19 protein-coding genes and 1 tRNA gene are annotated in these 21919 nt (G+C 64.3%); 13 read left to right on the top strand and 7 right to left on the bottom strand.

The window, feature by feature from the left end; all coding sequences use genetic code 11:
* Positions 1-505: 505 nt before the first annotated feature.
* Genes rsmA through EWV37_RS13850 form a run of 4 tightly spaced genes read left to right on the top strand, consistent with a single transcriptional unit; the run spans position 506 to position 4357 of the window.
* Positions 506-1498 carry a 16S rRNA (adenine(1518)-N(6)/adenine(1519)-N(6))-dimethyltransferase RsmA gene (rsmA, locus tag EWV37_RS13865; RefSeq protein ID WP_129702297.1) on the top strand — a complete coding sequence of 331 codons (993 nt, stop codon included), beginning with the start codon at positions 506-508 and terminating at the stop codon, positions 1496-1498.
* Positions 1495-2508, top strand: coding sequence for a 4-(cytidine 5'-diphospho)-2-C-methyl-D-erythritol kinase (locus EWV37_RS13860; RefSeq protein ID WP_129702296.1), 1014 nt, complete (start codon positions 1495-1497; stop codon positions 2506-2508). The genes rsmA and EWV37_RS13860 overlap by 4 nt, the downstream gene beginning before the upstream one ends.
* Before the next feature lie 43 nt (positions 2509-2551).
* Positions 2552-4057, top strand: a complete 1506-nt coding sequence (locus EWV37_RS13855) for an RNB domain-containing ribonuclease (RefSeq protein ID WP_129702295.1) — start codon at positions 2552-2554, stop codon at positions 4055-4057.
* 6 nt (positions 4058-4063) lie between these two features.
* Complete coding sequence (locus EWV37_RS13850) at positions 4064-4357, top strand: antibiotic biosynthesis monooxygenase family protein (protein WP_095796814.1); 294 nt, start codon at positions 4064-4066, stop codon at positions 4355-4357.
* A 43-nt stretch (positions 4358-4400) separates the two neighbouring features.
* On the opposite strand, the gene EWV37_RS13845 is transcribed toward EWV37_RS13850, so the two are convergent.
* Positions 4401-5363, bottom strand: a complete 963-nt coding sequence (locus EWV37_RS13845) for a GlxA family transcriptional regulator (protein ID WP_129702294.1) — start codon at positions 5361-5363, stop codon at positions 4401-4403.
* Between the two features lie 107 nt (positions 5364-5470).
* Here EWV37_RS13845 and EWV37_RS13840 point away from each other — a divergent pair, with 107 nt between their 5' ends.
* Complete coding sequence (locus EWV37_RS13840) at positions 5471-6109, top strand: HD domain-containing protein (protein ID WP_129702293.1); 639 nt, start codon at positions 5471-5473, stop codon at positions 6107-6109.
* A 29-nt stretch (positions 6110-6138) separates the two neighbouring features.
* On the opposite strand, the gene EWV37_RS13835 is transcribed toward EWV37_RS13840, so the two are convergent.
* Entirely contained in the window at positions 6139-7023 is an 885-nt protein-coding gene (locus EWV37_RS13835) for an alpha/beta fold hydrolase (protein WP_129702292.1), read from the bottom strand.
* 39 nt (positions 7024-7062) lie between these two features.
* A complete protein-coding gene (locus tag EWV37_RS13830) occupies positions 7063-8907 on the bottom strand; it encodes an ABC-F family ATP-binding cassette domain-containing protein (RefSeq protein ID WP_129702291.1) in 1845 nt (614 codons plus the stop codon).
* Positions 8908-8974: 67 nt separating this feature from the next.
* Between EWV37_RS13830 and EWV37_RS13825 the strand changes: the two genes are divergently transcribed.
* From EWV37_RS13825 to EWV37_RS13810, 4 genes are all read left to right on the top strand, one after another.
* Entirely contained in the window at positions 8975-9703 is a 729-nt protein-coding gene (locus EWV37_RS13825; protein WP_129702289.1) for a hypothetical protein, read from the top strand.
* Positions 9704-9784: 81 nt separating this feature from the next.
* Positions 9785-9856, top strand: a tRNA-Gln gene (locus tag EWV37_RS13820).
* A gap of 65 nt (positions 9857-9921) precedes the next feature.
* Positions 9922-11397 (top strand): bifunctional UDP-N-acetylglucosamine diphosphorylase/glucosamine-1-phosphate N-acetyltransferase GlmU, encoded by a 1476-nt coding sequence (gene glmU / locus EWV37_RS13815; protein WP_129702287.1) that lies wholly within the window; start codon positions 9922-9924, stop codon positions 11395-11397.
* Between the two features lie 86 nt (positions 11398-11483).
* Positions 11484-12464 (top strand): ribose-phosphate diphosphokinase, encoded by a 981-nt coding sequence (locus tag EWV37_RS13810; RefSeq protein ID WP_095796808.1) that lies wholly within the window; start codon positions 11484-11486, stop codon positions 12462-12464.
* Between the two features lie 98 nt (positions 12465-12562).
* Here EWV37_RS13810 and EWV37_RS13805 read toward each other — a convergent pair whose 3' ends face one another.
* Positions 12563-14236 carry a GH25 family lysozyme gene (locus EWV37_RS13805; protein ID WP_129702285.1) on the bottom strand — a complete coding sequence of 558 codons (1674 nt, stop codon included), beginning with the start codon at positions 14234-14236 and terminating at the stop codon, positions 12563-12565.
* 253 nt (positions 14237-14489) lie between these two features.
* Entirely contained in the window at positions 14490-15968 is a 1479-nt protein-coding gene (locus EWV37_RS13800) for a sugar transferase (protein ID WP_129702284.1), read from the bottom strand.
* A gap of 441 nt (positions 15969-16409) precedes the next feature.
* Here EWV37_RS13800 and EWV37_RS13795 point away from each other — a divergent pair, with 441 nt between their 5' ends.
* From EWV37_RS13795 to sufU, 4 genes are all read left to right on the top strand, one after another.
* On the top strand, positions 16410-17042 hold the full coding sequence (locus tag EWV37_RS13795; protein ID WP_129702282.1) for a 50S ribosomal protein L25/general stress protein Ctc: 633 nt from the start codon (positions 16410-16412) through the stop codon (positions 17040-17042).
* Between the two features lie 238 nt (positions 17043-17280).
* Positions 17281-17865 carry an aminoacyl-tRNA hydrolase gene (gene pth / locus EWV37_RS13790; protein ID WP_129702280.1) on the top strand — a complete coding sequence of 195 codons (585 nt, stop codon included), beginning with the start codon at positions 17281-17283 and terminating at the stop codon, positions 17863-17865.
* Between the two features lie 170 nt (positions 17866-18035).
* Positions 18036-19331 carry an aminotransferase class V-fold PLP-dependent enzyme gene (locus EWV37_RS13785; protein WP_129702278.1) on the top strand — a complete coding sequence of 432 codons (1296 nt, stop codon included), beginning with the start codon at positions 18036-18038 and terminating at the stop codon, positions 19329-19331.
* Positions 19328-19813, top strand: a complete 486-nt coding sequence (gene sufU / locus EWV37_RS13780; RefSeq protein WP_129702276.1) for a Fe-S cluster assembly sulfur transfer protein SufU — start codon at positions 19328-19330, stop codon at positions 19811-19813. Before EWV37_RS13785 ends, sufU begins: the two co-directional genes overlap by 4 nt.
* 120 nt (positions 19814-19933) lie before the next feature.
* Here sufU and nhaA read toward each other — a convergent pair whose 3' ends face one another.
* Both nhaA and EWV37_RS13770 read right to left on the bottom strand, forming a co-directional pair.
* Positions 19934-21214 carry a Na+/H+ antiporter NhaA gene (gene nhaA, locus EWV37_RS13775; RefSeq protein WP_238663288.1) on the bottom strand — a complete coding sequence of 427 codons (1281 nt, stop codon included), beginning with the start codon at positions 21212-21214 and terminating at the stop codon, positions 19934-19936.
* 121 nt (positions 21215-21335) lie between these two features.
* A complete protein-coding gene (locus EWV37_RS13770; protein ID WP_129702273.1) occupies positions 21336-21833 on the bottom strand; it encodes a DUF2505 domain-containing protein in 498 nt (165 codons plus the stop codon).
* Between the last annotated feature and the right edge of the window lie 86 nt (positions 21834-21919).

The following is a 21919-nucleotide window of genomic DNA, read 5'->3' as shown; positions in this document are numbered from 1 at the left end:
TGACCAGAATCTACGGAGTGAGCCACGACGATAGGTGTTTTCCACAGGTTCCGACCGCCCGAGTGGGGCCTGAACGGACCGGACTCGACACGTCCAGCTCAACAGCCCCAACGACCAAGCCCCGAGAGCCAAGCCCCAGCTCAACAGCCCCAACGACCAAGCCCCGAGGGGCAAGCCTCAGCTCCCCAGCTCCAATGACCAACCAACGATATTTATCCGTGAGTGCTGCTGACATCTCCGGAAAAGTAGCGCAGCGCGCGGAGGACACGAACATCTGAGGTCGAAGATCACGAAGATACCCGCGGTTTTACGACGATCCTCTGCCATGGGTGTATCGGCCCCAGAATCGCTACGAACCTCTTCCCCAGATGTTCACGGCTGCGGAACATCCCGCGAACTTGTGCCTCAAATGTCGCTCCCCGAGATGTCACTCTCTACACGTCGTTGCCCGCCGGGGCACCCCACCACCCACAACCCGACCACCCATTCAACGTAGGATGAACCGGTGACCGACCAGAGCCTTGACGGCCCGCTCCTGGGCCCCGCAGAAATTCGAGAACTGGCCGAGCGTGCGGGGATTCGCCCCACCAAGACGCTCGGTCAGAACTTCGTGATCGACCCCAATACCATTCGGCGGATCGTGGCTACGGCGCACCTCACCTCGGACGATCATGTCCTGGAGGTGGGGCCGGGACTGGGGTCGTTGACGCTGGGTCTGCTGGCGGCGTCGTCGGCGGTGACGGCCGTGGAAATCGACCCGCCGCTCGCGGCCCAGCTCCCGGAGACGGTCGAGCGTTTCTATCCCGAGGCCGCCTCGCGCCTCAACATGGTGCTCGACGACGCCGCCCGCGTCACCGCCCTGCCCGGCGACACCCCGCCCACGGCGCTCGTGGCCAACCTGCCGTACAACGTGGCCGTGCCGGTGCTGCTGCACATCTTGGAAATGTTCCCCACCGTGCGCCACGGACTGGTCATGGTGCAGGACGAGGTCGCGGATCGACTGGCCGCTGGACCGGGATCGCGGGTTTACGGAGTGCCTTCGGTGAAAGCGAATTGGTACGCGGCGGTGTCCAAGGCCGGTGTGATCGGTAAGAACGTGTTCTGGCCGGCGCCCAAGATCGCGTCGGGGCTGGTGCGCTTCGAACGACGTGACCCGCCGGCGGACGAGTCGCTGCGCAAGGAAGTCTTCGCCGTAATCGATGCCGCTTTCGCTCAGCGGCGCAAAACCCTGCGTGCGGCGCTGAGCGGCTGGGCCGGATCCGGTGCGAGGGCGGAAGAGATCCTGCGTAACGCCGGAATCAACCCGAGTGAGCGCGGCGAGAAACTGGACGTCAAAGCTTTCGCGCGCATCGCCCAGGCCGCGGCGACGATCGCACAGGCACAGGCACAGGCACAGACAAAGACACAAACACAGGCAGCAGCGCAACCGGATCACGAACGGAAAACTCCCGCCACGCCTGAGACGCAGCCCGAACCGACCACGGAGAACCCCGCATGAGCCCCGCCGGACTGCGGGCATCGGCATCGGCCCCCGCGAAAACGAACTTGGCGCTGCACGTTGGCGACCCCACACCGGACGGGTACCACCCGCTGGAAACCCTGTTCATCGCCGTGGACGTGCGCGAAACCGTGACCGCGTCGATCAACACGCACGTGGCCCGGCGGGGGAGCGGCGTAATGGTCACGGTGTCCCCGGCACCCGGCAGTGAGTACGCGGAGATGATCCAGTCCGGTACGGCGCGGCTTTCTGACATCCCGCTGGACGATTCGAACCTTGCGGTGCGTGCCGCGCTCGCGGTGAGTGAGGCCCATGGCGACAATCCGGGCATCGAGTTACGCATCGACAAGGCGGTACCCGTGGCCGGCGGCATGGGCGGCGGTTCCGCTGATGCCGCGGCGGCACTCGTGGCCGTGGATGCATTGCTCGCCAAGCACCTCGATCAGCCGCGGCTCGGGCGTCATAGGCTCATGAACATCGGGTCGACTCTCGGCGCAGATGTTCCTTTCATGATCCTGGGCGGCCTGGCCGAGGGCCGAGGCAAGGGCGATGACCTCCGCACCGTCGAGACCGATGATCAGCTGCATCTGGTGTTCGTTCCCCAGGATCAAGGGCTGGCCACTCCGGCGGTGTTCCGGCAGTGGGACCACGCGCACCGCGTTCATACGGCGCACAGATCACAACGCGCACCGGACCCGCTGAACCCCGCTCTCGTACGTGCTGCCGCCATCGGCGATGCTCCAGGTGTGGCCACTTGGGTCCGCAACGATCTTCAATCGCCCGCCCTGGAGTTGCTGCCGGAGTTGGCTACACTGCTCAACCACGGCGTGGACCTCGGTGCCCTTGCGGGTTGGGTCTCCGGCTCGGGCCCCACGGTGTGTTTCCTCGCGGAATCTGCGGAGGCCGCGGAGAACCTGGTCAATGGCCTACGCCGCGAGCATCGCCACGCTTTTTCGACCACCGGGCCCGTGGTGGGTGCCCAACTGATCCCCGAGTGGGGCACAATCTAGAACAATGCGCCCGCGGACGCGGACCTTGATGTGAGGAGACAGCATGCCTATTCGTCCCCACCAGGTTCAAGCCGTGCCCAAGCCACTGGTCGAAGGTTTGGAGAAACTTCGCCAGGACCTCGACATTCCCGAGGACTTTTCGCCCGAGGTTCACGACGCCGCTCAGCACGCCGCGCGACATCCTCGCCTTCCCCAACTGGATCGGACCGATCTGGACTTCGTGACGGTTGACCCTGAGGGGTCCCGGGACCTGGACCAGGCGGTGTTCATCGAGGCGACGGAGCCGGGCTTCACCGTCTGGTACGCCATTGCGGATGTTGCCGCTTTCGTGAGCCCAGGGGATCCCATTGACCTGGAAGCCCATGCCCGCGGGCAGACCTTGTACGGACCTCATCAGCGCACGCCGCTGCATCCGCCGGAGCTTTCGGAGGATGCAGCGAGTCTGCTGGAGAACGAGACTCGTCCCGCGGTGCTGTGGCAGCTCACCTTGGATGCGACAGGACATCAGACGGCGCGCACCGTGCAGCGAGCCTTGATCCGCAGCCGCGCACAGCTCACCTATCGCGAGGTGCAGGACGCACTGGATCATGGCACCGCCTCCGAATCCTTGCAACTCCTCAAGACCGTGGGTCAACTCCGCGAGCAGATCGAACACGAGCGCGGCGGCGTGAGCCTGCAGATCCCAGAGCAGGAGGTGGAAACCTCCAACGGAGAATGGCACATCGTGCATCGCTCCGCCTTGCCGGTCGAGGGCTGGAACGCGCAGATCTCGCTGCTCACGGGCATGGCCGCCGCGGAGATCATGCTCGAAGCCGGCGTCGGTTTGCTCCGCACGTTGCCACCCGCCGACGCCGCGTCCTTGCGCAAGTTGCGCGAGACCGCCAAGGCCCTGCTGATTGAGTGGCCGCCCGAAATGGACTACCCCGAGTTCGTGCGCACCCTGGACCCGGAACGCCCCGATCACGCGGCCATGCTGTACTCGTGCACCCTGTTGTTCCGCGGTGCCGGATATCTGGCCTTCAATGGTCAGACACCGGAAAACGCCCAACACGCCGCCCTGGCCACCCACTACGCCCACGTGACCGCTCCGCTGCGTCGGCTGGTCGACCGCTATGCGAGCGAAGTGTGCCTGGCAGTGTGCGCTGGGGAACCGGTTCCCGATTGGGTCACGGATGCCCTGCCCCAGCTGCCCAAGGAGATGGAAGCGTCCAACCGGAAGGCGTCCGCCTACGAGCGCGGCATCGTGAACATGGTGGAGACTTTCATGCTCTCCCCGCACGTGGGTCAGGAGTTCACGGGAACGGTGGTCGAGGTCGACGAAACCGGTGAGAAGGGTCGTTTCATCATCAGAAACCCCGCCGTGGAAGCCAGCGTCAAGGGCACGGGATTGCCGCTGGGGCAGGAGATTCGTGTGCGGCTGGTCGAGGCGGACACGGCAAACGCCCAATCGCGATTCGAGCTCGTGGAAGCCATTGATGGTGCGCCGTCGTACAGCGCGGCTTCATCCGCCGCAGCTAGTGTCGGAAGCACATCCACAACTGAAAGGTAGGCGTCAATGTCCGTCGTCAAGATCAATGCCATCGAGGTTCCCGAAGGTGCCGGCCCCGAGATCGAAAAGCGCTTTGCTGCCCGCAAGCACTCCGTGGATTCCGAGCCGGGCTTCGAAGGTTTCCAGCTGTTGCGCCCGGTCGCGGGGGAGAACCGGTACTTCGTAGTGACCACGTGGGCCACCGAGGAAGACTTCGTGGCGTGGCGCGACGGCAACGCTCGCCAGGCTCACGCCGGTGAGGCCAAGAAGCCCGTTGCCACCGGAGCCAGCCTTCTCGAGTTCGAGGTCGTCGAGCTCTAACGGCCCTTCAAATGATTCCACCGCCCGTTGACCCACATACCGGTCAGCGGGCGGTATTGAATCGGCCGCGGTAATAGCTGGGCGCCAGGCCGTAGCGCAGGGTGAACGACCGTCGTAGGTTCTCATCGCTGCCGAACCCGGCGAGTCGAGCGGTTTCCGTCACCGTGTGCCCAGCGTCCAACAGCGCCTTGGCCGAGTCCAGCCGCACGTGTTCAATGAATTTCGACGGCGTGAGGTTCAGTTCCGCCCTGAACAGCCGGGTCAGGTGGCGCTCACTGACATTGACCAACGCAGCCAGCGACCCCACGGAGTGCTCGGCACCCGGGTCCGATGTCACGGCGTCGACGGCTCTCTGTAACCCCGGGGTGGCCGGGCTCGGCCAACGTAAGGCGGCCGAGAATTGCGATTGTCCTCCCGCACGCTGCATGTAGACCACCAGCCCGCGGGAGACATTTCGCGCCAGTGCCTCACCATGGTCGGCGTTCACCAGGGCCAGCGCCAGATCGATGCCGGAGGATACCCCGGCGCTCGTGAACACCGGGCCGTCCTGGGTGTAAAGGGCATCCGGAAGCACATTGATCTCCGGATGCTCGCGCGACAACCGATCCGTGTGCAGCCAATGAGTGGTGGCGCGCCTACCGTCGAGCAGACCGGCTTTGGCCAGTAGAAACGCACCAGTACACACGCTCGCCACACGATGGGACCGGTCGGCCAACTCGCGTGCCGTGGCGATCAGATTTTCGGGAATCGGTTCGTCCACCAGGCATTCGCCGCCGGCCACCACCAGCGTGTCGATCGGGCCGCTTTTCAAGGCCGACGACGCCGCCTCGGTCACCAACGGCGTTCCCACCGTGGTCAGCACGTTGCCACCACTCGGTGAAACGTAGCTCAGGGAGTACTGCGCGCCGTGCAGATTCCCGTCCGAGAAGACCTCTGCGGGGCCGGTGACATCCAGCATTTTCACGCCGGGGAATGTCAGGAAGACAACGTTGTGGGAGTGGGCCATGGGACCAGTATGTCCGAATTTCAGGGATTGCTGGCGTCATGTCCATGGCTTCACGGAGCAATAGTCACCAGACTGATCAGTGAACCAATCGAAAAGGAGCAACACACATGACTGACACCATTGCAGGCATTTCCGTTCCCGATACCAAGCTGACCCGCGAGGTCACCGAGTACATCCGTGATACCGAGAACGATCTGCTCTACCACCACTCTCGTCGAGTTTTCTTCTTCGGTGCCTTCCAGGGCCAGGTGCGCAATCTGTCCGTGGATCACGAGCTGCTTTACGCGGGCGCCATGTTCCACGACATGGGGCTGACCCAGGGTTACATGGATTCCAAGCTCCGTTTCGAGGTGGATGGTGCCAACGCGGTCAAGGAGTTCCTGCTCGACCACGGCACTTCCGCTCAGCGTGCGCATGATGCTTGGCTGGCCATCGCCCTGCACACCACCCCGGGCGTTCCCGAATTCTTGTCCCCGGAGATCGCACTGGTCAGTGCGGGCGTGGAAACCGATGTGCTCGGTATGCACCTGGACGACCTCTCCGACGAACAGCGCAACGCCGTGGTGGAAGCCCACCCCCGTCCGGACTTCAAGAATCGGATCCTCAACGCCTTCAACGACGGCAACGTGCACCGCCCGCACTCCACGTTCGGCAACGTCAACGCGGACGTCCTGGAGCACTTCAACCCGGACTTCAAGCGCGACAACTTTGTGGAGATCATCAAGGCCAACCCCTGGAGCGAGTGATCTCCCAGGGCATCGCTGCCTGATGCCATCTAGTTGAGACCGTCCACTTCCTCGAGGAAGTGGGCGGTCTCTTCCATGAAGCGGTCGTGTTGCTCCAACTGCGCCCAGTGCCCGCAGTCCGGAACCATGACGAGCCGAGCGTGAGACATCGAAGCTGCCGCTCGACGGGATCCCTCTGGATCGACCAGCGGATCGTCAGCACCGTGGAAGAAGAGAGTGGGAGCGTCGATCTCGTCCACACGATCCGTGAGGTCATTGAGCATCCGATCGCGGCCGATTGTGGCTTGGTTGTAGCGGGTGTATCCCAGAGCACCCCTAGGGTCGCGAGCCAATCGAACGAACTCATCGATCACGGGCTTCGGCAGGGTGGCGGGATCTTTGACCATGGAGTTCAGACTGGCCCGCACAAATCGGTTGGCGAAACGGCCCAGGGGGAGGAGCGCCCAGTCCGGCAACCGCGATGCGTACCACGCCGCACGGTGAGCCGCAGGGGACTTGAAAGCCGGAACCAAACCACCCGGGGCGATCAGGACCAATCCCGCGACCAACGGGGAGTGTGACAGCGCCAGGTTGAGAGCGACGTCGCCGCCCATGGACACCCCGCACGCGATGGCGGAATCGATGCCCAGAATCCTCAGCGCCTCCGCCAGGAGATCCGCCATGTCGCTGGGACCGCCCACGGGGTCCACGGACATGCTGCGCCCGAACCCCGGGAGGTCGACCGCCCACACCTGACGGTCGACACCTAACGGTCCAAAGAGGCGGTACCAGGAGATCGCCGAGCAGTCGGTTCCACCGCCATGGATCAGCAGAAGCGGCTGTCTGTCGGAAATGGACGGTCCCGTCCGGAGCACTCCCAAGGAGCCAGCCGAGGTCTCGATATACAGCTCGTGGGTTGTTGCCGGGGTCAACATGCCCTCACCATATCCGGCCGACGAGCGTTGGCCCGAGGCTTACTCCAGCGCCTCGCCCAACTCCAGCCACCGCATCTCCAGCTCGTCCATCTGCTCTTGCAGCTCGGACTTCTTGGCGGACAGCTTGCCCAGCCCCTCGAAATCGGAGGGGTCTGCGGCGGCCATGGTCTCGTCCAGGGCCTCGGCTTCCTTGTTGAGCTTCTGCAGCTTGCGTTCGACGGCGCCCAGCTCCTTTTGCGCGGCGCGCGCCTCGGAGCCGGAGAGCTTGGGCTCGGAAGGCGAGCCTGCGGCGGCGTCGGCACCGGAACCCGAAGAGGAAGCCGCCATCGGGTTGGAGGCACCGGCAGAGCCAGCGGCCGATCCCGAATCGGACGAGGCCGAGAGCTTCAGGTATTCCTCCACCCCGCCGGGCAGGTGCCGGAACTGGCCGTTGATCACGGCGTACTGCTGGTCGGTCACACGCTCCAGCAGGTACCGGTCGTGGGAGACGACCAGGAGCGTGCCGGGCCAGGTGTCCAAGAGGTCCTCCATGGCGGCGAGCATGTCCGTGTCCAGGTCGTTGGAGGGCTCGTCGAGGATCAGCACGTTGGGCTCGTCCAGCAGGATCATCAGCAACTGCAGGCGGCGTTTCTGCCCACCGGACAGATCCTTGACCGGGGTCTTGAGCTGCGCGGACGTGAATCCGAGTCGCTCGAGAAGCTGGGTGGGGCTCATCTCCTTGCCCTCGGTCACGTAGCTGGTCTTCTTGCTGGCGACCACGTCCGAGACGCGGTCGTTGGCGACGTCGTCGAGTTCCGCCAGCTGCTGCGTGAGCGTGGAGATCTTCACGGTCTTGCCGCGCTTGACCCGCCCGGTGGTGGGGGAGACCGCGCCCGTGACCAGGCCCAACAGCGTGGACTTGCCCGCGCCATTGACACCCAGGATGCCTGTGCGCTCGCCAGGGGCGATCAGCCACGTGACGTCCTTGAGCACGTTGGTGGTGCCGTTGGCGCCCTCGAAGGACACCGAGACGTCCTCGATGTCCACCACGTCCTTGCCCAGCCGGGACACGGCCATGCGCGAGAGCGAGACCGAATCGCGGGGCGGGGGAACATCGGAAATCAATTGGTTGGCGGCGTCGATGCGGAACTTGGGCTTGGAGGTGCGAGCGGGTGCGCCGCGGCGCAACCACGCGAGTTCCTTGCGCATGAGGTTCTGCCGCTTCTGCTCGACCACGGCGTTCTGCCGGTCGCGCTCCACGCGCTGCAGTACGTAGGCTGCGTAGCCACCTTCGAATGGCTCGACCATGCGGTCGTGGACCTCCCATGTGTCCGTGCACATGGCGTCCAGGAACCAGCGGTCGTGAGTGACGACCACCAGTGCGCCCGAGTTCTTGGACCAACGGTTGTTCAAGTGCTTGGCCAGCCACGTGATGCCGTCCACGTCCAGGTGGTTGGTGGGCTCGTCCAGGAAGATGACGTCCCAATCCTGGGCCAGCAGGCTGGCCAGGGCCACGCGGCGCCGTTGCCCGCCGGAGAGCTCGCTGACGTCCGTGTCCCAATCCACGTCCGAGACCAGGCCGGAAATCACGTCACGCACCTTGGCATTCGAGGCCCAGACATGGTCGGGAACATCGCCGACGACGGCGTGCCCCACCGTCTGATTCGGGTCCAGCGTGTCCGCCTGGTCCAGCATGCCCACGGTGGTTCCCGAGCGCACGGTGACCCGTCCGCCGTCGGGATCGATGCGGCCGGCGAGCAGGCGCATCAGCGTTGATTTACCGTCGCCGTTGCGCCCGACAATGCCAATCCGGTCACCCTGATCGATGCCTATGGAGACCGCGTCGAAAACGGTCTTGGTCGGATACTCGAGGTGCAGATTCTCTCCGCCAATCAGATGTGCCACGCAGGCCAGGATACAAGCGTCAGGGTTATCCGGGAGAAGTGCCAGATTGGCGTGGGAGACTTGACCCATGCAAGAGACTTACGTGGCCGGGACGGTTTTGGATATTCCCCAGGACTTGGCGAGCGCCGTCGAACACGTTCGCGAGCACCCGGGGCCCGTGGAAATCACGCTGGGCGCGGACCGTCCAGTGGGTCTCCACATGGGAAGTATGGTGCGTCGCCAGGCAGGCGATCAGTTGCGCAAGGCCGGCGCCGATCCGCTGATCCTGCGCGCACCGGTGTCCGTGGACGAGGACATGCCTGACGAGGGCGTGATCGCCGAGGCCGACGCCGCTCTGGTCCTGGCCCACGGCGTGGGCGCCCAGGCGCTCGTGCTCGCGTTGGGCGGCGTCACCCACCGCGGTCGACAGCGGCAACGGCTGTACTCCATGGTGGCCGCGCTCGCAGAAGCAGCTTCGGCTCAGGACGTGCGACTGCTCATGCAGAACCACACCACCGTGGACGAGGTGGTCATGCTCCTGGTACTCCTGGACCGAGAATTCGATCAGGACACCCTGGACGTCACCGAACCCGAGGTCACCTCACTCGCTTGGGACGTGTCCCGCTCTCGAGGCGCAGGCCAGTCCGACGCGGATGCGTGGGAATTCGTGCAGCGTGCAGCCAAACGCGCTCCCGTGCTCGTGCGCGGACTGGAGCCGGGGGAGACCCGCCACCTCGCCCAGGCGTTACCGGGTTTCGAGGAGGCCATGGCCAACGGCCGCGTGGTCACGGTGGAACACTGCTCGGGATCGCACTGACCGAAGTTCGGGAAATGTTATGGTAATTTTCCGTGCATCCCGTGTGGTGCACGGTTGTGTTGTCACGACAGTGACGACCTTTCCGCCATGGTGTAATTGGCAGCACACCGGCCTTTGGAGCCGTGAGTCTAGGTTCGAGTCCTAGTGGCGGAACGCACGAACCACCCAGGTGCAGATGGGTTCCACCACCTGACGAGCAACCACGAGGAGTTAGCTCAGTGAGCATCGTCGATACCGCGGCCGATCAGAGCGCCGCGACCGGCGGGTCCAACCCCGCAGCAATCATCGTCCTGGCCGCAGGCAAGGGCACCCGCATGAAGTCCAAGACCCCCAAGATCTTGCATGAGATCGGGGGTCGTTCCATGGTGGGGCACGCCCTCAAGGTCGCCCGGGAACTGAACCCGGAGCAGCTCGTGGCGGTCATTCGTCACCAGCGTGATCTCGTGGAAGCGCACATCAATGAGCTGGATTCCGGCGTGTTGATTGCGGACCAGTCGGACGTTCCCGGCACCGGCAGTGCAGTGGATGCGGGTCTGGACGTTCTGGACCGTGAAGCTCCGGTGTCCGGCACCGTGGTCGTGACCTACGGCGACGTTCCGCTGCTCACCGCGCAGACCCTGCAGGACTTCGTGACCTACCACCGCGACCACGGCAACGCCGTGACGGTGCTGACCGCGGATCACCCCACTCCGGGCAAGTACGGCCGCATCCTGCGGGACGAGAACGGTCAGCTCGCCGAGATCAAGGAATTCAAGGACGCCACCGAGGAAGAACGCGCGGTCGTGGAGGTCAACTCCGGCATCTTCGCCTTCGACGCCGCCGTGTTGCGCGATTCCCTGGCCCAGGTGGATACCAACAACGCTCAGGCCGAGAAGTACCTCACGGATGTTCCCAAGCTCGCTCGGGCCGCGGGCCACCGGGTGGACGCCCTGAAGATGACGGACTACATGGAGCTCGAGGGTGCCAACGACCGAGAGCAGCTCTCGGAACTCGGCGCATACCTCAATAAGCGCACCCTCAAGATGCACATGGCCAACGGCGTGACGGTCGTTGATCCGGGTACCACGTGGATCGATGACACCGTGCAGATCGAGCAGGACGTCACCATCCTGCCCGGCACCCAACTGCACGGTGCCACGCGAATCGCCGAGGACGCCGTCGTCGGCCCGGACACCTCCCTCACCAACGTGACCGTGGGCAACGGCGCAACCGTGATCCGCACCCACGGCAGCGACGCCGAATTGGGTGCGGGCGCGTCCGTGGGTCCGTTCGCGTATCTGCGTCCGGGCACCGTGCTGGGCGCCAAGGGCAAGATCGGCACCTTCGTGGAGACCAAGAACTCGACCATTGGCGAAGGCTCCAAGATCCCGCACCTGTCCTACGTGGGCGACGCGACGATCGGCGAGCACTCGAACATCGGTGCGGCCTCCGTGTTCGTTAATTACGACGGCGTCAACAAGCACCGCACCGTGGTGGGCAACCACGTGCGCATGGGCTCGGACAACATGTACGTTGCGCCCGTGACCATTGGCGACGGCGCCTACTCCGGTGCCGGCACCACCGTCCGCAAGGACGTGCCCGCCGGCGCACTGGCCCTCACCGAGGGGAATCAAGTCATCGTGGAAGGATGGGTGCAGAAGCACCGTCCCGGAACCGATGCCGCTAAGGCTGCGGAAGCGTCCAACGGCTCCTAAAACTCTGACCGCGCATCCCAGGCCTGAACCGGGCACGAGACACGCGACCAGCGCTCCATCAAGCATTTCGAGGAAAGCGAGTTCACATGACCGGAATTACGAATGCGGGGTCGAACCGCATGGTTCTGCTCTCGGGTCGTGCACATCCGCAGCTGGCGCAGGACATCGCGCGCGAACTGGGCACCGAACTGGTCCCCACCGACGCGTACGACTTTGCCAACGGTGAGACCTACGTGCGATTCGGTGAGTCGGTGCGTGGCGCGGATGCGTTCCTCATCCAGTCCCACCCGGCACCCATCAACCAGTGGGTGATGGAACAGCTGATCATGATCGACTCGCTCAAGCGCGCATCGGCCAAGTCCATCACCGTGGTCAGCCCGTTCTACCCGTACGCCCGCCAGGACAAGAAACACCGCGGTCGTGAGCCCATTTCCGCTCGTCTGATTTCTGATCTGTACAAGACCGCCGGCGCTGACCGTCTGATGTCCGTGGACCTGCACACCGCGCAGATCCAGGGCTTCTTCGACGGCCCCGTGGATCACCTCATGGCCATCCCGCTGTTGAGCGACTACGTGCGTTCCGTGGTGGACGAGTCCAACGTGACCGTGGTGTCCCCGGACACCGGCCGTGTGCGCGTGGCCGAGCAGTGGGCCGAACGTCTGGGCGGTGCACCGCTGGCCTTCGTCCACAAGACGCGTGACATCAACGTTCCCAACCAGGCCGAGTCCAAGCAGGTCGTGGGCGACATCGAGGGCCGTACCTGCGTGCTTATCGACGACATGATCGACACCGGTGGAACCATCACCGGCGCTGTCCGCGTGCTGCGGGACAACGGCGCCAAGGATGTCATCATTGCCGCCACTCATGCGGTGTTCTCGGACCCCGCGGTGGAGCGCCTGGCCAACTGTGGTGCCATGAAGGTTGTCGTCACCGACACCCTGCCGGTTCCGAAGGAGCACCAGTTCGAGAACCTCGAGGTCATCTCGATCGCACCGTTGATCGCGCGTGCCATCCAGGAAGTCTTCGAGGACGGCTCGGTGACCAGCCTGTTCAACGGCCGGTCCTGACCCGCATGATCCGCGTCCGGTTCCCCTGAACCGTGACATGAAAAAGCCACCCGCCGGAATCCGGCGGGTGGCTTTTTCATGTCTGGCGGGTGGAACCCTTAGCGGGTGACCCACACGTGGTTGGTCGCGGAGGACCAGCGCACGGTGTAGCCCTTGGAGAAGCGCTGGTGCACTTGGTTGCCCACGCGGTACTCGTCGGTCACGGGGAACCCGTAGCCGCGCTCATGACCGCGCTTGCTCCAGAACTTACCGATGGCCCCATACTCCTTGATGGTGTTGGAACCGGTGGACGGTGTCCACATGACCTTGTGGGTGCGGCCGGTGGCCGTGGTGAAGCTCTGGTAGGCACCGCCGGAGATGGAGCGCTCTTCCGTGGACGGGAAGCCCAGTCCGCGCTCGCGACCGGTCTGCACGAACTTGTTGCCGATGCTCGAGGTGTTGCGCACCATGTGGGCACCGGTACGCGGGTGCCAGTACGCGGTGGCCTTCACGCCGTTGCGCACGAACTCCTGGTAGCGACCACCCGAAGCGGCAGCGCGCTCCGGGGTCACGGCCTGGCCCCACTTGGCGGCACCGCCGGTGGCGCGGTAAATGGAACCGATACCGCCGCTCACCGAGTAAGACTGGTTCACCGCATTGGTGCTCGGCGCGCGACCGCCCAGCGGCTTGTAGTTGCGAGAGCTGGCCATGGACTGCAACTGGGCCCAGGATCCGCGGTACTGGTTGGAGTCACCGGAGAAGGGGCCCGAGGCCGAGAACTGCCAAATGTCGTACGTGGACCAACCGTTGGGCATGGCCCCGGCACCGGTGGTGTTGTACGCGGCGATGTGCAGCGGGTGGGTGTTGAACTGCGCGGTGTTACCCGTGCAGGTGCGCCACCAGTCGGTGGTCGTGTAGATCGCGGGCAGGCGGCCGGTGCGCTGCTTGTAGCGGTCCGAGAAGGACTTGATCCACGAGTTCATCTGCGGCTGGGACATGTTGTAGCACGTGTTGCCCAAGCTCGAGTACGGGTTGTACTCGATGTCCAGCAGACCGGGCAGGGTCTTGCCGTCCGCGGACCAACCTCCGCCGTTGTTCACGAAGTAGTCGGCCTGGGCCGCACCGGAGGACACGCTCGGCAGGGCGAAGTGGTACGCACCGCGGATCATGCCCACGTTGTAGGAGCCGCTGTACTGCGACGCGAACGAGGGGGACTTGTAACCGGTTCCCTCGGTGGCCTTCACGTACGCGAAGCGCGCGCCCTTGGAGTACTCGGCACTCCAGTTCACGGTGGGCTGCCAACCGGACACGTCCATTCCCATGATGCCCGCGGGGCGCCACGTGTTGGCCTGGATCATCAGGGACATCGAACCAGCCGGGCCCACTGTCTGGGTGCTGGACGGATCGGATTCCGGGCTCTCCCGGGTTTCCGGGGTCACGGCACCGACCGACGCCGACGCCGCCGGGGCGGTTTTCGTGTCGAGTTCCTTTTCGACCTGCTCGAGTTCCGCTTCGGACTCGGGGGACAGGTTGGTGGTTTCATCCATTGACTTCATGCGCTGACCCATGGTGGCGCCGGGGTTCTTATCCCCGGTCTTGGGCGGTGCGCTCGGAAGCTTGGGATCTTTGACCACGGTGTCGAGTTCTTCGGTTTCCACGGACACCACGTTGCCGCGGTCGGGATCGAGGTTCTCAGTGGGGGTTTCGGCAGCAATGGCCGGAGCGAATGTGGTGAATGCCAGAATAGCCGCGGTAACGGCAGCGGGCAGGGCTGTCTTTCGGGGGGAGATCACACGAATTGCCTAACTGGGGGATGGTGCGCGGGGGCGCTTGGGCATTGGGGGCATCAAGATTCTAAACAACTTTCAGGGAATTAATGGATTAATTTTCGAGAATCGATCACGAAAGCATTTCAAGGCTGCAAATTTTCGGTTTCGTACACGACCGGTTCGCCGGGACTTAACCGAGGTTGCCCTTCACCGCGCAAGGCAGTGAAGGGCCACGAGGAAGTGTCGACGGCACGGTGACGGTCCGTCGAGAAGACGGTCAGTAGGCGCCGTCGGAGGCGAAAACCGCCTTGAAGGTCCGTAACAAAATGATCATGTCCTGAACCGGGGACCAGTTCTCCACGTAGTACAGGTCCAACCGGACGGACTGTTCCCAATCCAGATCGGAGCGACCGGAGACCTGCCACAAGCCGGTGATACCAGGACGCACCCGGAGTCTGCGGTAGACGTGCTTCTCGTACCGGTCCACTTCGGAGGCCAGAGGAGGCCGGGGACCTACCAGGGACATGGAGCCGCCCAAAACGTTGAAGAACTGGGGGAGTTCGTCCAGGCTGTAGCGCCGCATCCACTTTCCGGGGCGGGTGACGCGCGGGTCGTCCTTCATCTTGAACAGCACACCACCCTGCGACTCGTTGGCCGCCAGCAGCGCGGCCTTTCGCTCCTCGGCATCCACATACATGGAACGGAACTTGAGCATCCTGAACCGGCTGCCGTCAATGCCCACTCGCTCCTGTGCGAAGAAGGCAGGACCGCCGTCGTGCATCTTGACGATCAGGCCGAGTACGAGCAACACGGGCGACAGAATGAGCAGCGCACAAGACGCCCCCACGATGTCGGTGCCGCGCTTGATCATCTTCTTGGACCGAGTGAAACGCGGGGTGGCCACGTGGATGAGCGGTAGCCCGGCCAGTTGTTGCGTGTGGATGCGGGGGCCTGCAATGTCGGTCAGGCCCGTGTTCATGACCAATCGGATGTGCTCATCAGCCAGCGCCCACCCCAGGTGGCGGATCTCGCGCGTACTCAGGGGTACCGATGCGGTCATGACCAGGGTCTCGATGCGGTTCTCGCAGCACGCCTGCACGATTCCGGCCACGCTGGGACGAACACCGTGTTCCAACGTATTGACCGGCATCTCGACGTGAGCTAGTTCTTCGGGAACGTCCCGTCGTGAGCGCGGCATGTACACGGCCACCGGTTTGAAACCGGCATCCGGGCGGCGCTGGAGCTCATCCACCATCTCCACGGCGCCGGGGAAACGGCCGATGATCATGGTGCGGGACATAGCCTGGCCCTTGAAGCGCCGTTGCATCAGGTTGTGCCGTGCCACGAAGCGGCCGCTGATCAACGTGAGAAGACCGAGCGGGAGGGCGATGAGGACGTAACCGCGCGCCGTCGGAATGTCGAAGGCGTAGGACACGATAGCGATCGCGCCGAAAAGGACCAGGGTGGAGGTGACCACTTGTTTGGTTTCTTCGACACCATTACCGATCAAACGGACTCCGCGCGTGCCGCGCAACTCCAACCAGGCCCACCAACCCAGTCCGAGAATGACACCGACCAACCAATACGGAACGGGAATTGATTCGAGCGGGAGAAACCCGTCGCCCAAGCCGAAACGGATCAATTGGCTCACCGCCAACGCCACCGCTAACGCCAGGGCATCGGATATCCGCAGAGTCTGCTGGTATTTCTCACGCCACAACGCTTGCGTGTGGCGCACTGTTGGCTCCTTGAACATGATCGTCGGTCCCTCCCCCTGAAAACGGTCGACGAGAGTGCGTAAAAACTTGCACCGCGTCGGTACGGCTGTGATGAGTGAGGCGGCCGCACCGTGGAATCTCCCCCGAGATTCACGCTTCCCACGATAGCGTGATTCACCCGCGAACGGCCCCTGTCCAGGACATATGGGTACATAACGGGGGACGAGCCTGTGAGCGGTTCGGGAGATAAGGACCCGTGGTATTCTGGGAAAGTTGCCAAGGCGAGGGGGTGGCGTATTTTGCTGCCCCGTTATCGACGACGGCTGGTGGGATCGTGAACTCCCGTGACCTCACGGAACGGGAGCGCCATGCGGTACCGCACCACGTCGGTTTGCTGACCGGTTCAACGATTGGTGCGAGTGCCATTCGGCGGTCAGTGTGGTGACGAGCCGATAACCCACAATCGAAGGAGTCCCACCATGGTGGATATCATCAACATTCCCGGTACGCTGCGCACCGAGTTCGGCAAGGGCTACGCCCGCCGCGTGCGTCAGAACAACCAGATCCCCGCAGTGATCTACGGCCACGGTGCCGAGCCCCTGCACGTGGTCCTGCCCGGCCACGAAATGATGCTGGCTTCCCGTAACCCCAACGCTGTGCTCGAAATCGACGTTGACGGTGACGGCCACCTGGCTATGATCAAGGAAGTTCAGCGTCACGCTGTGCGTCCCGAGATCCTGCACATTGACCTGCTCACCGTGCGCCGCGGCGAGCGCGTGGAGGTCGAGATCCCGGTTCACGTCGAGGGCGAGGTCGCACCGACCGCCGTGCACAACGTGGAAGAGAACGTTCTGGTCATCGAGGCCGACGCGCTCAAGGTCCCCGAGTACGTCGTGGTCAACATCGACGCTCTCGAGCCGGGCGAGCACGTCTACGCCAAGGACATCACCCTGCCCAGTGGCGTGGCACTGATCTCGGACGAGGAATTGCTCGTCATCAACGTCTCCGAGCCGGTCCAGCAGGACCTGGGCGAGGAGCCGGAAGAGGGCGAAGAGGCTGCTGAGGGCGAGGAAGCCGCCGACGAAGAGGCCCCCGCCGAGGACGCAGAGTAAGTATTTCTTCACCCGCGCGGCCTTGCACGGGCGGCGCAGTGAAGTGATCGAACGCGGCGGCAGGTACCCACGGGTGCCTGCCGCCGTGTTTTCGTGAACGCGTGTTCCGAGTACGCAAGCCCCGAAGGCATTGAGTGGGCGAGGGGCGGGCACCGGTGACACGCGCTATAGGCGTCATATCCAGAGACAGCGTGACGGCGCTGCAACGACTTGAAGAACGAACCGAAGGAGGCCCCTCGTGGCTGATCGCACATTGGTGGTGGGGTTGGGAAATCCCGGCGACCGTTACGCGGGGACTCGACACAATGCGGGTGCCATGGTGCTGGCCGAACTGGCCGGCCGCGCCGGGGCCAAGCTGTCCGCCCATAGGACTCGCGCCGCGGTAGCGGAAACGCGGATGAGTCCCGGAGCGCCGAGGCTCGTCCTGGCTCAGCCCCTGACCTACATGAACACGTCCGGCGGACCGGTCTCCTCCTTGCTCAAGTACTACGACCTGGATCTGGACAACCTGGTGGTCGTGCACGACGAAATCGACCTGCCGTACGGTGCCGTCAAGCTCAAGCGCGGTGGGGGAGAAGGCGGCCACAACGGGCTGCGTGACATCACCAAGGCGCTGGGCACCAAGGACTACGTGCGAGTGCGGGTGGGCGTGGGCCGACCTCCCGGCCGAATGGACACCGCTGACTACGTGCTCAAGCGTTTCTCCGGCGCAGAGTCCAAAGAACTGCCCCTGCTGATCAGTGATGCCGCCGACGCCGTGGAGATGCTCACCGAAAAGGGTCTGGTCGACACGCAGCAGCATTTCCATGCCAAATTGTCGTGACGCCAGGCGGGCCACGGCCCGCGTGCGGCGCTCGGAAACGGAGCCGCACATCCCTACTGAGTTCGGGTGCTCAATCTGGCGTAACCACTATTAGTCACCGTCCACGCGCGGGGCTACGGTGGAGATGGCCGGTCCATTAGCCGATGAGCGACAGCTCGTGAGAAGGAGTCATGACCACTACCCCCCTGGACAATGAGCAAGTCCTGCAGCTGAAGCAGGATTTCCCGCTGCTCACCGAAACACAGGTGGCGGGTCATCCGCTGGTCTACCTCGACACCGGCGCGACCTCCCAGGTCCCGCTCCCGGTTGCCGACGCGGAACGGGATTTCACACTGCGCCACCGCGCCGCCGTTCACCGCGGTGCCCACACCCTGGCCGTGGAGGCCACGGACTTCTTCGAGGATGCTCGCGCCACGGTCTCGCGTTTCGTGGGCGCGGATCCATATTCCCTCGTGTGGACGTCCAACGCCACCGAGGGCCTCAATCTGCTGAGCTACGCGATGTCCAACGCGACCGCGGGTTCCAACGGCTCCGAGAACGCGGAGCGCTTCCGCGTGGGTCCCGGTGACGAGATCGTCACGACCCAGGCCGAACACCATGCCAACCTGATCCCGTGGCAGGAACTCGCCGCACGGACCGGCGCAACCCTGCGCGTGGTCCCCGTGAACGAGCGCGGTCTGATCACCCCGCAGGCGGTCGCGAACACACTCAGCGACCGCACCAAGCTCGTGGCCTTCACGCACGTCTCCAACGTGACCGGCGCGATCACGGACGTGCCCGGCGTCGTGGCCGAGGCGCAGAAAGTCGGCGCGCTCACGGTGCTGGACGCGTGCCAGTCCGTGCCACACATGCCCATCGACTTCCCGGCCCTCGGCGTGGACTTCGCGGTGTTTTCCGCCCACAAGATGCTGGGCCCCACGGGCATCGGCGCGCTCTACGGACGCCGCGAGTTGCTCAACGCACTGCCCACGTTCCTCACCGGCGGCTCAATGATCACCAAGGTCACCACGGAGCACGCCCGCTACCTCGACTCGCCCGTCCGCTTCGAGGCGGGCACGCAGCGCATCAGCCAGGCCGTCGCGTGGGCCGAGGCCGTTCGTTATCTCGAGCAGATCGGCATGAACCGCATCGAAGCGTGGGAAGCCGAGCTCGGGGGTCGGTTGGCCCGCGGGATCACGGAGATCGACGGCGTTCGCCTCCTCGGTCCCGAACCGGGCGTTGAGCGCGTGGGCCTGGCCAGCATCGATGTTGCCGGGGTGCACGCACACGACGTGGGCCAGCTGCTGGACGTCGCCGGTATCGCCGTGCGCGTGGGCCACCACTGCGCGCAGCCGCTGCACCGCGAGTTGGGCCTCACGGCCAGCACGCGCGCGAGCACCTATTTGTACAACACCACCGACGACGTCGATCGCTTCCTTGACGAGCTCTCGCGCGTTCGCGGCTACTTCCGGGCGGAGGGCGCATGAGCGCAGAGTTGGACCAGCTGTACCAAACGATCATCCTCGAGCACTCCCACAAGCGCAGCGGCGAAACCGACCAGGACGTGTCCTCGGCCGGGGAACGCAGCGGTGTTTCCCACCAGTACAACCCCACGTGCGGCGACGAGATCACCGTGCGCGTGGCGGTGGCGGTGACGGAGGGGGAGAACCCGACCGTGGAGGCCGTGGAATGGAACGGCGAGGGCTGCTCGATCTCCATGGCGGCGGCGTCGGTGTTGTCGGACATGGCACCCGGGATGAGTCTGTCCGAGCTGGGGAAAATGATCGAGCACTTCCGCGAGATGCTCAGATCGCGCGGCCAGGTGGCTCCGGACGAGGAGATCCTGGGTGATGCGGCGGCCTTCGCGGGGGTGTCCAAATTCGTGGCGCGCGTGAAGTGCGCAATGCTCAGCTGGGTGGCCGTGGAGGACGCGGTGAACCAGGCGGCGTCGAAGGCTCGAGCGAACTAGCTTGACGGACGCGGGAATGCGCCAGCAGCCCGCGAGCCTGACATGACGAACGGCCGGCGAGAACTCTTGAGGTTCTCACCGGCCGTTTCGTTGTGCTGTCGAGGCCCGGTCGCGCGGGACCTAGTTGTCGTAGACGTCCGGGTCCACGCCGTGCGCACGGACCTTCTTGTACTTGGCGTTGCGGGCGAGCAGCAGGCTGCCACCGATGATCGCGGCGAGCATGGAGCCGAAGAGGATGCCGACCTTTGCATGATCGTTGTGGGGGCTGCCGATGCCGAAACTCAACTCGGCCACGAGCAGGGACACCGTGAAACCGATACCGGCCACGAACGACATGCCGAACAAATCGAACCAGGTGTAGTCCTTGTCCTTCTCTGCGGGGCTGAACCGGTCCATCAGCCAAGCCGCACCGAAGATGCCCACGGGCTTACCGATCAGCAGACCCGCGACGATGCCCAGGGCCACGGGATCCGCGGCGGCGGACTTGATGCCGTCGATACCGCCCACGGCCACACCGGCAGAGAAGAACGCGAAGATCGGGATGACCAGACCGTTGGAGAGAGGACGGAAGCGGTGCTCCAGGGCGGGGGCCAGTCCCATCTCGGGATCCTCGTGGCGGATCACGCGGGGCGTGGTCTTCATGACGGGAACCATGAAGCCCAGCAACACGCCGGCAATTGTCGCGTGCACGCCGGCCTCGTAGACGCACCACCACGTGGCCACGCCCAGGGGCAGCAGGATGACCCAGGCCGCCCAGTGCTTGGCCATGAACCAGTTGGCGTACTTGTGAGTGAGCACCCAGAAGATGATGAGCAGTACCGCCGCACAGCCCAGAAAGAGGACGCGCACGGATTCCGTGTACACGAACGCGATGATGATGATCGCGATCAAATCGTCGACCACGGCCAGCGTCAACAAGAAGGTGCGCATGGCGGTGGGCAGGGCCGAACCCACGACCGCCAGGACGGACACGGCGAAGGCGATGTCCGTGGCCGTGGGGATGGCCCAGCCGTGCATGGCCGTTTCCTCCGCGCCGGCCGCGATATTAATGCCCAGGTATATCAACGCGGGCATGATCACGCCACCCACAGCGGCGACCACGGGCAGCATGGCCTTACGAATATTGCGCAGCTCGCCGTTGACGAATTCAGTTTTGAGCTCGAGGCCCGTGAGGAAGAAGAAGATGGCCAGCAGACCATCAGCCGCCCATTCGCCCACCGTGTGATCGAAACCGGGAACACCGATGCCCACGTGAGCGTCACGCACACCGAAATAGAAGTCACCCAGCGGTGAGTTGGCGATGACGAGCGCGGCCACCATCGCGATCAGCAACAGCAGGCCGCCCGTGGTGTCACGCCTCAGGAACGCTCCCAGATTGCCCGCGCGTGACGGATTGTTCACGGCCACATTCAACGCCAAACTCCATTCGATCTGCGGATATCTTGGGTCATCATATAGCCTCACCAACTAAAAACCGGGGGCCGCAGGAGCGACCCCCGGTTACTACCGAGTGCGTGACTGATCAGTGCTTGGCGATCCAGGACTCCGCGGCGCGAGCCTGCAGGGTCAGGGCCTTGCCGATGTAGGGCTCAGCGGCGGAGGCGATCTTCTTGCCGACCAGCGGGATGTTGGCCACCACGTCACCGGCCACGTCGATCACGGTCTCCTCGCCGGTGGGCTTCAGCGTCTGGGTGGCATTGGCGCCCACGGGCAGGCCATGAGCCTTGATCTCGGTGCGGGCATTACGGGAGCCATCGGCGGCCGGAGCGTCGTAGGTGTCCACCTGGTTGAGCTTGACGGCACCCTTGACGAACTTCTGGACGACATCGGGCAGCTTGTCCGCAGACATGGTCCGCACGGTGGTCACGGTGAACGCCGTGTTGGTGTCACCGGAAACCTCGAAGGATTCCAGCTGCGTACCCGCGCGGTCGCTCACGTGCCGGACGAAGGCCTCGTCGACAAAGGTCTTGAGCACGGTCTCCAGCGGAGCCTTGACGGTGGTGGAGGCGTTAACAGACATGGTTCTCCTTGAAATTGATGAACGCGGAACGCGTTGTGGCCAGCGCAACCAATCCTAGGCCCAAGACCAAACCGGACACCTGAGAG

It is taken from the genome of Kocuria carniphila (genome assembly GCF_004136555.1).
Taxonomy (GTDB): Bacteria; Actinomycetota; Actinomycetes; order Actinomycetales; family Micrococcaceae; genus Kocuria; species Kocuria carniphila.
Note: the sequence above shows the minus strand (reverse complement) of the source record. Positions and strands in the feature narration are given on the sequence as shown.